A 12,957-nucleotide genomic window follows, 5' to 3' on the forward strand; every position below is an offset into this window, starting at 1 on the left:
TCAAAGTAAAGTGTTTGTTGGCCAATCTTCTGAAGACCTGTCACTGCTTTACCAGTCTGATCGAAGTAATACCATTCGTTCTTAGATCCTTCTGCAAACTTGCCGACTGCCATTTCTCCTGAGTTGGCATCGAAGTAACGGATACTCTTGTCTGCAAGTGTCACGATTTTACCCTTGACTTGCTTGCCATCTTGGTCGAAGTAAAGTGTTTGTTGGCCAAGTTTTTGAAGACCTGTTACTGCAACACCATCTGCTCCGAAATAGTACCAGTCACTTGGATTATCACCTTGGGCAAAGCGGTTAGCAGCAGCGTTACCTGAATCCTTATCAAAGTAACGAAGTTTACCATCTTTGGCACGCGCAATCTTGCCCTTGACTTGGTAGCCGTTTTGGTCGAAGAATTGCTGATTGCCACCCATGGTTACCAGACCTCTAGCCATGACACCCTTGGCATCAAAGTAACGCCAGTTTTGGCCGTCAGTAGTGTAGTAACGGTTGAGAACTTGGGCACCAGTCTTATCATAGTAATACTGATTGCCGTTTTCATCTTCACGGAGAGAATCACGCAGCTGAATACCATTCTTGAGGAAGTAGAGCTGTTTGCCGTCAATTTCTTGCGCGCCTGTCACCAGATAGCCACGGTTGTTGAAGTAATACCAATTTCCATTTTCATCTTGGATAAAGGCATTCTTAGCCTCATATCCACTAGTTGAATAGTACTTAGTACCATTAGCATCACTAACAAATCCAGTGGAAGCTTTCTTATTGACCAGTTGCTTAGGCAGCACCATCTCACCATTCTTGTTATTGAGATATTCGTTGCTAGCCCAATCTTTAAGAACATAGTAAGCCCCGCGACCTAAGATATTGGTACCGTTGAAGTGTTTAGCTGACCACTTGGTAATCTTCTCATCAGTCGTCATCTTTTGGCCGTTGGAAATCTGTACTCGTTCAAAGATTTCTGGGTATTTAGCTTTGAGTTCATCCAAGAAGGCTCCACCATACTTGCCTTGATAGTCTGTACCATTCGTTCTAGTATTGGCAACGTAAAGTTTTTCCTTGATTTCCGCGCCTTCACGATAGGTTCCGTAGTTGTTGACACGAGTTGCTGTTACCACTTCCTTGCCTGGCAGGTTGTAGATTTGGTCTGGCACCCAGTCCGCAATGGCTTGGATATTGACACTATGAAGAGCACGGAGAGCATTGAGCAGGTCATTTAAAGAACCATATTTATTGTTCTTACTCATTGCCATATCATAGCGGTCTTCAAAGGCATAACCATTCTGGATTATAGAGTCTAGGAAAGTACCGTCTTGGCTAGATACATACTGAGGTGGCAGCTCAAATGAAGTCACTCCCCATTCCTTGAATAGGTTGACATTTTTAGCTATGACTTTATTGGTATATTGGTCATCGCGAGTTGCAAAGTCTTGGAAGTTAGAGAAGCCTTCGTAAATCAGCTGAGAATCAAGGGCTGCGCTAGACTCGTAAACCTGACCGCTGGCATTTTTCTTCTTGCTAGCTGTTACACGAGCATCCTGATCTGCCTTAGCACCAACTGGTACCCAAACAGCCAGATAACCAGAAACTTGGACATTGCTGTAGCCTGCGATATCATTCATATCAAAGGTCAAAATACCATTAGCATCTGTCTTCTTCCAGAGCGATTGCGGCACTTCTTCGTCAGTTAGATAGCGGGAAATACCATCTTTGGTCGTCAAGAGCACAGGACGGTAGTATTGATTCTTATGGGCTGCTCCCATATTGACTTGCAGTTTATCCCACTCGTTCAGCTTGAGATTCGGGTTGTTAGAAGCAATAACTGCCATCCCTTGGGTACGGGTCTCTTCTGTTCCTTCATCCGTTGCTTCGTTGGCACCAGTACCATAACGAACAGAAGTCAAAATTCCATTGTAAGACCATTTATCAGCTTCACGAGGTACACCCATATAGGTGACTTTCATGTCCTGACCGCCAGCTACATACTTAATCCGAGCACGCAACAGGGCATCGATAGCGTCGTGGTAAGGAGATTTTTTCTCCATATATTGACCGTCATCAGTATAGAGATCACCATAGTAGACCCGAGTGATGGAGTCTTTGTTGGAGAGCATGAGAGCATGAGCAGTTGGGATATTGAACTGCGTATACTTCTTGTCTGCCTTGCGCATATCTTCGTTGTAGATCTTGAAGGCTTGCTTGAGTTCATCCATGGTAAAGGTCAAACCATCCGTATTTGGATTGATATTTTCCCGGATGATGTCGGCAATAACGGTCTGTACTTCACTATCATGAGCCCGAACAAAGATATAGTTGGCCATCCGCTCGCCCTTTTTCTTTTCAGTAGAACGGTCATTCAGACTATTCGTAATCGTTGGCTCTACACCGCTACGGATAGAAAGCTTACGCATGAACGAATAAAGCAAGGATAGACGAAGCTTATTATCAATCGGTAATTGTGCACCCTTGGTGTCTTTGTTGTAGTCAGGGTCGTTGTCAGACCAGGCTTCCAAGATAGACAGATGCTTGATGGCTTCTTCTTCACTTTCTCCAACCTTGTAGCGAGACTTGAAGTAATCAGAAGCAATTTGGAGCAAGTCCGCATTGACATTGTCTACCGCATCGACACGGACTCCGTCAAAGTTAGCAGTCGGATCATTGGCTACGATGCTGCCAAAGTTCATCATAAAGTGCAGCCAGTTGAGTTGCTCAGCCTGAACAGCTGGATTAGAGTTGTCAAAGTCGTTAGCTAGCAGGAACTCATAACCACCGGTTGACTTGTCAATGAAGTACTTAGGTGTACCAGTTTGGTTGGTTGGTGTGCGGTTCAGGATACGGTACTTAGAATTAGCATGAGAAGTCTTCTCATTATTGGTATAAAGCAGAGCTCCACCTTGCAAGTGGTCCTTATTAGTACCGGTTGTTTCAGACTCAGTCTTGATGTTCCAGTTTGGCTGAGTTTTGACAAATGCGCCCATCAGTGTTCTCAGCCATTTAGTATCGCCTTCTTTACCGATTCTTTCTTCAATTTTGCGCTGAACCTGCTGAGAAGCACCTGTCAGGATAGCTTGTTCCACTTTGTTTTCAAAAGCTCCTGCTCCCAAACCTTGCTGGTTCATATAGTTGAGATAGCTAACCTGCGTTTGCTTATCAGGCCACCAAGCCATTAAAAGCGGACGCAAGTCAGTCTCTGTAGACTGAGTCCATGTTTTTCCATCCTTGAGGATAGCTTTTGGACGATACCAGCTATCTGCTGTCAAATAGCCATCAACTGTTTCGATGTCCTTGTCCGTTGTACCATGGAAGGCATTCATTCTGGTAAATTCATTGTTGAGGCTGCTAGTACCTTGCTGGAATTGATACTCAGCTGAATCAACCAAAGCTCCGGTCTCTGCATCGAAATAAAGAATTTTTCCATTGAGTTCAACTGCAAAATTCTTTTTAACTGTGCCGTCGTCCTGAACATAGTATTTCTTGCCATCAATGGTCTTGATGTGAGCCAGCACATCATCATCATGCTCAGTATTAGCAGGCGCCGCTTGAGCTTGAGCAGCACGCATTCTTTCAGCTATTGCTCCCTGTCTTTGAGCCGGTTCTGGCAAGCGATCTTTCTTTGCAACCTTTGGATTTGCAACAATCTTGTCTGTAACAGTCTTTTTTGCTTGTTTGTCAGCAGCTTGCTTTTGAACAGTTGCTGGACTTGCTTGTCTATCCTGAGCAATTGCTGCAGTTTTAGCAGTTTCTGATGTTGCGTTAGCTGCTTTGGTTTCTTCAGCAACGGCTGCCTTTTCTGTAGTTATTGCTTCTGCTACTGCCGGCTTAGCTGGCTCTTGAGCATCTGTTTGAGCTGTTGCTTCCATATTTGCTGCAGTCTCAGCAGTCTTTTCACTGGCTACAGCAGCATCAGTCTCCTTGTCTGCAGAAGTTGCTTTTTCTGCTTCCAGTGGAGAAGCTGAGTTGGCTTGTACTTGAACTGGCTGCCCTGAACTGATATCCTGAGCTGCAGCTGGTTCTTGAACTGCCACCTGCTTAACATCATCGGCATGGACAAGACCTGCTTCGAGACCAAGTACTTTTGGTGCTACAATAAGTGCTAAGGTAGTCACACCGATGGCTACCCAGTTCTTCTTAACTTTATGCATCTTATAATGAATTTTTTTCTCCATCATAAAACCTCCTTCTGAATTTGGTATAAAGTTATACTCTTATTCTAGTATATTTTTAGAAATGAGTCTATTTTATTTGCACATCTGCAACTGTGATCGGCAAATTCTTTCAAACTGAGCTTTGAGCTTCTGGGCAACACCAAAGGAATCTAAGAATTCCAAAAAAGATAAGCATTGCTCAATATCGTTTAGAGCATGGCTATTCCCAACCTTGTAGGAATAAAGGGCCCTATGATACTTAATCAGCATCCGTTCATAGAGATCTGTCTCAGGGATTTTAGAATGATCAAGATAATTGAGGAATCTCATAGCAACCTGCAAATGATTTCCCTCTATGCAGACGCTGATAACATTAAGTAGCATCTTAATAATACGCCGGCGGTTCTCTGGTAGGTCATTATAAAACTGGGTGCGATTAATCATCTCACTAGCAAAGGTTTCCAGTGTTTCCAAGGTCAGTAAATCTACACTATTAGTAAAGAGCCAGAGTTCATAACGTCCCCACTCCTCGACGGAAAAGAGATAGTCAGTCAGCAATTCTGTATCTTTCTTGCTAATCTGAAAATCTGGACTGCAGGAAGACAATACTGCTCTAACAACAATTGTATTGAGCCTATAGTTCTTCTTCTCAGGGAACTTTTCAGCCAAAGCTTCTGAGCTAGCCAAAATACTTTGGAGCTTGACGACATTGTTTTCCTGATAAGCATCAGCTACTTTTTTTGAGAAAAGCGCATCATCTGCCTCAATGTAATTATGGTAAACATACTGGAACTCGTCTAGAGAAACAGCCATATTCTTCAAGCAGCAATAGAAAGAATCAAGCGTGATACCGCTGACTCCCCGCTCAAAACGGGACAATTGAGCCACTGAAATATCTCCGGCCGCCGCTTCTTTAAGAGACATGTTTTTTGATTCTCTAATGACTTTGAAAATTTTTCCAAATGTTTTCAACATACCGAACCCCCGGTTTCATATATGCAATAAAATTTTTTACTAAATTTAATATACTAGTAATATATTTCTGTTTTGTTACAAAAAAACTACTTTGTATTTCTAAATGATACAAATAGATTAACTTGAACAATAAAATAACTCAATATAGTGACTTTTCTGAAAATTTTATGGTTTTCAAGAAAATGCTAATTTTATAAGAAAGTCAGGAGGGTTCAACCTGACAACTTGAAAACACTGGCTTTTTTAAATCTAGCCTCCTTACTTATACAAAAATAAACTTGGACAATCTAAGGTTTATGGATGACTGAAATAAAACTGTAACAAAATCTAAACGAATATTTTTTAGACATGAGTTAAAGGAAGCAAAATGAAAAGGACTTAGTCCTCCCCAATGCAGAACTAAATCCTTTTACTAGTTATTTATCTAACTTTTGGGAATAATTTAAGTTTCCCAATTTTTACATATGTCTCAATCGCTCCACCCGCTCTGAAATAGGAGGGTGCGTATAGAAGAGTTTCTTCAGTCCGCCTTCTTTCTTCGGGTCGCTGATATAGAGAGCTGCACTGGCATCATCGACATGATGCTCCATAGGCTCGCTGCGATCCAGCTTAAGTAGGGCATTAATCATCCCTTGCGGATTGCGGGTCAGCTCTACACTGGAAGCATCAGCCAGAAACTCCCGTTGACGAGAAATGGCCAACTGCACTAAGGTAGCTGCCAAAGGTGCCAGAATGATGGCAATCAGTGATACGATAAGGAGAATAATTCCCAAACCACTATCGTTATCTCGATCATTACTACTGCGCCGGCCGCCACCAAACCACATCATACGGCCAGCTAGGCTAGACAACATAGTAATAGCACTGGCCAAAGCCACAGCAATCGTTGAAATTCGGATATCGTAATTGCGAATATGACTGACTTCATGGCCTATCACTCCCTCAAGCTCCTCACGATTCATGATTTGCAAGATACCCGTCGTTGCTGCGACAGCTGCATTTTCAGGCTTAGATCCGGTCGCAAAAGCATTGGGAGAGGGATCCTCTACGATATAGACACGCGGCATAGGAATCTGAGCGACCATGGCCATATCTTGAACAATATGATAGAGTTCGGGCGCTTCCTGCTCAGAGACCTCGCGAGCCCCGTTCATAGCCATAACCACTTCTGTAGACTGAAAAATCATCACTCCGGCATAAATCGCTCCTATGATCAAGGCTAGCAAGATACCACCTACAGCAGACCGCAGCCAGAGATAGCCAATAGCTGCTCCAAGGAGAGCCAGGAGACCGAAAAAAGCGATAAGGAGGAGCCAAGTCCTCCTTTTATTGCTGGCAATTTGATCAAATAGCATCTTAGTCACCTAGTCCAGTGCTGCCAAAGTCAACTTTTGGCACAGCCTTTTCTTCTTCTGGTGTCTTGAGGAAGTCCGCAGCTTTAAAGCCAAACATTCCTGCAACAATATTGCTTGGGAAAGTTTCCAGCTTGACATTGTAGTTGCTAGTTACTGAATTATAAAGCTGACGAGAATAAGCGATTTTATTTTCAGTATTAGTCAGCTCCTCCTGCAATTTCAAGTAGTTGGTATTTGCTTTCAGATCTGGATAGCTTTCAGCTACTGCAAAGATTCCAGAAATCTGACGAGAAAGGGCGTCGCTGGCTTGCATGGCTTCGGCTGGTGAAGCAGCTGAAGCTACCTGGCTGCGCAGTTGTGTTACCTTTTCCAAGGTTGCCTGCTCGTACTTGCCATAGCCTTTGACCGTTTCCAAGAGGTTAGGAATCAGGTCATTACGACGCTTGAGCTGCACATCAATCTGGCTCCAAGCTTCCTGAGTCTGCATGCGGCTTTTAACCAAGGTATTGTAAGCACCAACAACGAAGAATGCTAAAACCGCGACAATAATAAGAATAATAATAAAAGTCATGATATACTCCTTCAATTTTGATTAGACTTATTATATCAAAAAATAGTGGAAGTGTCTTTATTCTTGACATGGATTTAGAAAAGATGTACGATAAAGGAAAGAATAAACCGACTGTCGGTCGAATAAAATTTTACTAATAAAAAGGATGCAAGCATGGCTAATAAAAAAGACTTTATCTTAGATACCGCACAAAAGCTTTTTATGGAGCAAGGCTTTGACCAGACCTCTATCTCCCAGATTTTAGAAGCGACTCAAATCGCCCGCGGTACTCTCTACTATTACTTTTCTTCTAAAGAAGAGATAATGGATGCCATCATTGAGCGAACTATTGAACAAGCATTTACGGCTTCTCAAGCCTTTGCCAATAATCGTGAACTAACTGTCCTAGAGCGCTTGTTTGGCAGCATGGCTGCTCTGAATCTTAATCATCAAGAGGGAGAGGAAGTGCTGCTGCATCTCAATCAGCCGCAAAATGCGCTCCTGCACGAAAAGACCAATCAAATTCTTCTTGAACGGGCACCTCAGATTTTACTTCCCATCATCCAAGACGGCATCGCTGCTGGAGACATGAAGACTGATTATCCCTACGAAAGCCTGGAAATGATTCTTACTTATTCACTACAAGCTTTTGGCAGCAGTTTTCAGGCTCTCCCCCCAGAAAAACAGCAGCAAAAACTACAGGCTTTTCTCTATCTTTTAGAAACTATTTTTCACAGCCGGCAAGGCTACTTCAATTCCTTTCTATCTTTGATTCAGACACAAAGCAGCTAGACAGCTAATTACTAGATTTACTATTTACACTTACTTGACATCACAAGATTAGGAGGCAACTATGAAACAATCAGGCTTTAGACTCTTTTTATTGATTTGGATAGGAAGCTTCATCTCGGAAATCGGCTCTGGTATGACTTCTTTCGCTTTAGGAGTTTATATCTTCCAGCTGACCGGTTTGGTTTCTGTTTCTTCTTTTGTTACGCTTTGTGCTTTTCTACCCGGTCTTTTGGTTACTCCTCTGGCTGGAATTCTGGCAGATCGCTATGACCGAAGATTGCTGATGGCTCTGGGGGATGGTCTGTCAGGCTTAGGAGTTCTCTGGATTTACTTTAGTCTGAAGAATCCTGCTTTGATTTTTATCTGTATCGGAGCTGCAATTAGTTCGCTCTTTTCAGCCTTGGTCAATCCGGCCTTTCGAGCTACGATTTCCGACTTGCTGCCGGAAGATCAGTTATCAAAAGCAACTGGTTTGTCCCAGATTAATGGCATTGCCCGCTATCTGATTTCACCAGCCTTGGCTGGAATGATTTTGGCGAGTGGACATATCAGCACGATTCTGTTGCTGGATTTTTCGACCATTTTCGTGACAGTAGCCTGCACCTTGCTAGCCCGACGGGCCATTCATTCACAAGTTTATAGCAGTGATAGCCGTTTCTGGGCTGATTTCCTTAAAGGTTTTCAAATCGTCTATGGAAAAAAAGGCATCTGGTTTTTAGTCTTAGCTGGAACAGGCTTTTCCTTCTTTCTGGGAACAGTCCAAATCCTGCTTTCTCCCTTGGTATTGGCTTTCTCAGACGCCAAAACAACCGGCTGGGTGATGACCATCTCTAGCAGTGGTATGCTGATTGGAGGCTTGGTTCTGGGGATATTTGCTATCAAAAAACACTTCCATCGTATGCTCTGCCTATCTCTATTTCTACTGGGGCTCTTCATGGTTGGGCTGGGAATGAAGGAAAACTTCATCTGGATTTGCAGCTTTGGCTTTCTCCTCTTTGCTGCTCTGCCTTTTGCCAATACAGCCATTGACTACCTGGTCCGCATCAATATTAACAAAGCCGATCAAGGCAAGGTCTGGGGAACCATTGGCATTATTTCTCAGCTGGGCTATGTGCTAGCTTATGCCGGCATGGGTTGGGTTGCGGATACACTTTTCAAACCCTCGCTGACTTACTTTGGCTGGCTGGCAAATTCTGTCGGAAAAGTCATCGGTGTTGGAGGAGGCAGAGGCTACGGTCTGCTCTTTATCCTATCCGGTATCTCTATCAGCATCGGTGCTTACCTGCTCTCCCGAGCACGTTCAGTAAAGGAGCTGGAATATGTTTCAACGCTTGATAAAAAATGATTTAAAAGAAAACAAAGTCAGCATGCTGGTCATTGGGCTTTTCCTGCTTCTGACTCTGACCCTAAGCTTTGCAGCTACACGCCTGACCGTCAGTCTAACTAGCTCAATTGAGCGCTTTGTAGAAACAGCTAAAAGCCCTCATCTCTTACAAATGCACAGCGGAAGCGTCGACCGAAAACGTCTGAAAAACTTTGTCCAGCAGCATGCTGAAATTGTCTCTTGGCAGCTGACCGACTTTGTCAATGTGGAAGGATCAGCCATCCGCATCAATGAGAAAGACTCACTTCAGGACAGCTCGCAAGATAATGGCTTTTCCAGTCAAAACCAAAACTTTGACTTTCTGCTAGATCAGAATAACCAGCCAGCCCAGCCTCGGCCGGGGCAAGTATATATCCCCCTTTATTATTACAATAGCGGAAAAATCAAAATCGGCGACAAAATAAGAGTCGGCAAGCTAGAGCTGACTGTCAAGGGCTTTATCCGAGATGCCCAGATGAATGCTGGTCTAGTCTCCTCCAAGCGCTTCCTCATCTCGCAGACTGATTTGCAGACTCTGAAAAAAGAAGCATTTGCATCTAATGAAAACCTGATTGCTTTTCGAGTGCATAAGCTTAGCCAGATTTCTACCATCGAGCAGGCCTATAAAAATGCTGACCTCGAGTCCAACGGGCCGCCTATGATTATCTATCCGACTATTGAGATGATTAACGGCTTCAATGATGCTCTAGTCATCCTAGTCATGGGGCTGCTGGTTGTGGCCATCATTGGCATCACCTTTCTCTGCATGCGCTTTGCCCTCTTGACCAAGATTCAAGAAGAACTGCAGCAGATTGCTGTTATGAAAGTGATGGGGCTGCCCCAAAGATTTATCAGCAGAGTCTACCTGACCAAGTATTATTTCTGTCTGGCTCTAGCAACCATCGCAGGCTGGGGACTGTCCTTTCTTCTGAGTGGTCCTTTTAAAAAGCAGATGGCACTGTCTATGGGGCAAAGTCCGACGCCCTTCTATAGCTATCTTTTGGAAATGCTAGTGGCTCTGCTGCTCTGTCTCTTGGTCTTCTGGCTAACTGCCCGGCCTCTAAGCTCTTTTAAGAAAATGATGCCCGGTCAAGCTTTAAGATTAGCTTCTTCCAACAGTCTGACCGAGACGCGTTCTACTCCGAAAATGGGCTTACCGACTATTCCCTTTTTAGACAGACCCTATTTCGCTCTGAAAACAATTCTCAATCATAAGAAACTCTATTTGACTATCTTGCTCATTGTCAGTTTGATTAGCCTGCTTATCCTCCTGCCAGCCAGCCTCTACAGCACTGTGATGGACAAAAATTTCATCCAGTATATGGGAGCTGGTCAGGCAGATGTGTTGGTTGATATTTCTCAGACTGAAGATATCGATACCAAGGCTGCCCAGCTTCTGAAAGAACTGCAGGCAGACAAGGATATAGCAGAAATTAATCAGTACCAGAGCCAGAATTTCTCCTATCAAGACCAGCAAGGCCAAACACAGCAGTTGCGGGTAACTCTGGGAAACCATGCAGGATTTCCAGTCAAATACAGCCAAGGCCGCTATCCTAAAAACGAGCATGAAATTGCCCTCTCCAAGCTTAAAGCAGAAGAGCTCAAGCTAAAAGTAGGAGACAGCCTGACCTTGACGATAGACGGTCAAGCCAGAAAACTAAAAGTAGTCGGTATCTATTCGGACCTGACCTACGGCGGAAAGACCGCCAAGGCTGTATTTGTGACACAGCAAGCACAAACGCTCAATAGTCTGACGACCATTCGTCTTAAAGATGCTAGCAACAAAACTAAAAAAATCAACGAATGGAAAAAACACTATTCCAATTATAAATTAACCGACGTAGAAGACTTTTTCCATCAGACTTTTGATGACACTCTAGCCATGCTCCGCCTGATTCAGACCAGTGTCTTCTGGACAGGACTGGGAATCATCTTCATCCTTATGACCCTCTTTGTCTATATGATTTTCACCAAGGACCAAGCTGACTTGGCACTTTATCGGATGCTGGGATTTGGCAGTGAGCGACTCAGGAGCCACTACCTGCTCGCCGTCTGCTTCATCTTGATGCTGGCTCTGGCAATAGCCGACCTGCTGCTCCTTAGTCTAGGGCAAGAAGTCTGCAGTCTGCTGCTCAGCAGCTTCGGTATCAGCAAACTCCAGCTCATCATCAATAAGTCCCTTACTTTTCTATGGACACCGCTGGCTCTGCTTCTTAGCGGACTTACAGCAGCACACATCAGTCTCCGAGCGCTGAACAAGCTGGAAATTGGACGTTATCTAAAGGAACATTGACCTTAAGCAGATAGCTTTCGAGCACTTAGCATTTATTTTACATCCGAGGAGAAGCCTATGTTATTAGAAGCACACAACCTCAGCAAAAGCTATCAGGAAAATCAGGAGCCCATTCTCCGTGATTTGTCGCTGGAGATTGAAAGCGGCCAATTCATCGCCATCATGGGACCTTCTGGCTGTGGGAAATCCACTCTTCTCAATCTTCTATCCACCATTGATAGACCTGACCAAGGCCAGATTCTTTACGAGGGACAGGACTTGCTAGCCATGAAAGACAAGGACTTGGACCGCCTTCGAAGAGAGTCTTTCGGCTTTGTCTTCCAGCAGGCAACCTTCCTGAAAAATCTCAATATCCTAGACAATATCTGCCTACCAAGTATCATTGGTAAGAAAAGCAGCGAGCGAAAGGCAGCCTATGAGCGAGCCAAGGAGTTAATGGCTCTGACTGGCATTAAGAACATTGCTCACCGCTCTATCCATCAGGTATCGGGCGGCCAGCTCCAGCGAGCCGGCATCTGCCGGGCTCTCATGAACCAGCCTCGAATCATTTTTGCTGACGAGCCGACAGGAGCGCTTAACTCTCTGGCTGGCCGTCAAGCTATGGAACTCATGCAGCACTTCCACCAGCAGGGTGACAGTATTCTCCTAGTGACGCACGATGCCAGTGTGGCTACCTATGCCGACAAGGTCCTGCTCATTTTAGATGGCAAGATAAAAAAAGAAGTTCTCTTTGACCAAACCGCTAATCAGGATGAGCGGCGCCAGCTGCTCTTGGCGGAGCTCAATCAGATTGGCATATAAGAAAAGAGGCCCTTTGGTAGAATGCCGGGGTCTCCTTTTTATGATATAATAGAATGAACATTGACAGACAAGGATGAAACTATGACACCGCAAGAATTTTATCAGCTATTGAACGAGCAGGGAATCGAGCTGACCGACCACCAGAAAGACCAGTTTGAGCGTTATTTTGAACTCTTGGTCGAATGGAATGAAAAAATCAATCTTACAGCTATCACCGAGAAAAATGAAGTCTATCTCAAGCATTTCTATGATTCAATAGCGCCCGTTTTGCAAGGCCTGATCGATAATCAAGAGCTTAAACTGCTGGATATCGGCGCCGGTGCCGGCTTTCCCAGTCTCCCTATGAAAATCATCTGTCCTCAGATGGATGTGACTATCATTGACTCGCTCAACAAACGAATCAACTTTCTCAAACTGCTGGCAGAGGAGCTCGAGCTGGACAAGGTTCACTTCTACCACGGCCGCGCAGAAGACTTTGCTCAGGACAAGGCTTTTCGGGCTCAATTTGACCTGGTCACTGCTCGTGCGGTTGCTCGGATGCAGGTTCTGTCTGAGCTGACCATTCCCTATCTAAAAGTGGGTGGCAAGCTCCTAGCGCTCAAGGCTTCAAATGCTCCAGAAGAACTGGAAGAAGCAAAAAATGCCCTCAACTTACTCTTTAGCAAGGTCCAAGACAACCTCAG

The 12,957-nt window shown here is 44.3% G+C and carries 9 protein-coding genes; 5 read left to right on the forward strand and 4 right to left on the reverse strand.

Going from position 1 to position 12,957, the window contains the following annotated elements; translation table 11 throughout:
• The 4 genes from RWS24_RS10005 to RWS24_RS10020 all read right to left on the reverse strand — a co-directional run.
• On the reverse strand, window positions 1-4,169 hold a 4,169-nt coding region (locus tag RWS24_RS10005), incomplete at its 3' end, for a glycoside hydrolase family 70 protein (protein WP_314367126.1).
• 69 nt (window positions 4,170-4,238) lie between these two features.
• A complete protein-coding gene (locus tag RWS24_RS10010; protein WP_295506580.1) occupies window positions 4,239-5,120 on the reverse strand; it encodes a helix-turn-helix domain-containing protein in 882 nt (293 codons plus the stop codon).
• 458 nt (window positions 5,121-5,578) lie between these two features.
• Entirely contained in the window at window positions 5,579-6,475 is an 897-nt protein-coding gene (htpX, locus tag RWS24_RS10015) for a zinc metalloprotease HtpX (RefSeq protein ID WP_032909505.1), read from the reverse strand.
• Window position 6,476: 1 nt separating this feature from the next.
• Complete coding sequence (locus RWS24_RS10020; RefSeq protein ID WP_002902574.1) at window positions 6,477-7,046, reverse strand: LemA family protein; 570 nt, start codon at window positions 7,044-7,046, stop codon at window positions 6,477-6,479.
• Between the two features lie 153 nt (window positions 7,047-7,199).
• On the opposite strand from RWS24_RS10020, the gene RWS24_RS10025 reads away from it, so the two are divergent.
• The 5 genes from RWS24_RS10025 to rsmG form a co-directional block, all read left to right on the forward strand.
• The gene (locus tag RWS24_RS10025; RefSeq protein ID WP_314367134.1) at window positions 7,200-7,817 is read left to right on the forward strand and encodes a TetR/AcrR family transcriptional regulator; all 618 of its coding nucleotides are present in this window, start codon (window positions 7,200-7,202) and stop codon (window positions 7,815-7,817) included.
• Window positions 7,818-7,878: 61 nt separating this feature from the next.
• Entirely contained in the window at window positions 7,879-9,162 is a 1,284-nt protein-coding gene (locus RWS24_RS10030; RefSeq protein ID WP_314367136.1) for an MFS transporter, read from the forward strand.
• Complete coding sequence (locus RWS24_RS10035; protein ID WP_314367138.1) at window positions 9,137-11,473, forward strand: FtsX-like permease family protein; 2,337 nt, start codon at window positions 9,137-9,139, stop codon at window positions 11,471-11,473. The genes RWS24_RS10030 and RWS24_RS10035 overlap by 26 nt, the downstream gene beginning before the upstream one ends.
• A 57-nt stretch (window positions 11,474-11,530) precedes the next feature.
• Complete coding sequence (locus RWS24_RS10040; RefSeq protein WP_314367142.1) at window positions 11,531-12,274, forward strand: ABC transporter ATP-binding protein; 744 nt, start codon at window positions 11,531-11,533, stop codon at window positions 12,272-12,274.
• 81 nt (window positions 12,275-12,355) lie between these two features.
• Window positions 12,356-12,957: 16S rRNA (guanine(527)-N(7))-methyltransferase RsmG (rsmG, locus tag RWS24_RS10045; protein ID WP_314367144.1), on the forward strand; the 602-nt coding region annotated here is incomplete at its 3' end.

Source organism: uncultured Streptococcus sp. (genome assembly GCF_963528215.1).
In the GTDB taxonomy this organism is placed as follows: Bacteria; Bacillota; Bacilli; order Lactobacillales; family Streptococcaceae; genus Streptococcus.

What these genes read in the sequence shown, in the direction of transcription:
- RWS24_RS10025 (WP_314367134.1), top strand. Translation starts at nt 7,200, where the DNA reads ATGGCTAATAAAAAAGACTTTATCTTAGATACCGCACAAAAGCTTTTT.
- RWS24_RS10010 (WP_295506580.1), bottom strand. Translation starts at nt 5,120, where the DNA reads ATGTTGAAAACATTTGGAAAAATTTTCAAAGTCATTAGAGAATCAAAA.
- RWS24_RS10030 (WP_314367136.1), top strand. Translation starts at nt 7,879, where the DNA reads ATGAAACAATCAGGCTTTAGACTCTTTTTATTGATTTGGATAGGAAGC.
- RWS24_RS10020 (WP_002902574.1), bottom strand. Translation starts at nt 7,046, where the DNA reads ATGACTTTTATTATTATTCTTATTATTGTCGCGGTTTTAGCATTCTTC.
- htpX (WP_032909505.1), bottom strand. Translation starts at nt 6,475, where the DNA reads ATGCTATTTGATCAAATTGCCAGCAATAAAAGGAGGACTTGGCTCCTC.
- RWS24_RS10035 (WP_314367138.1), top strand. Translation starts at nt 9,137, where the DNA reads ATGTTTCAACGCTTGATAAAAAATGATTTAAAAGAAAACAAAGTCAGC.
- RWS24_RS10040 (WP_314367142.1), top strand. Translation starts at nt 11,531, where the DNA reads ATGTTATTAGAAGCACACAACCTCAGCAAAAGCTATCAGGAAAATCAG.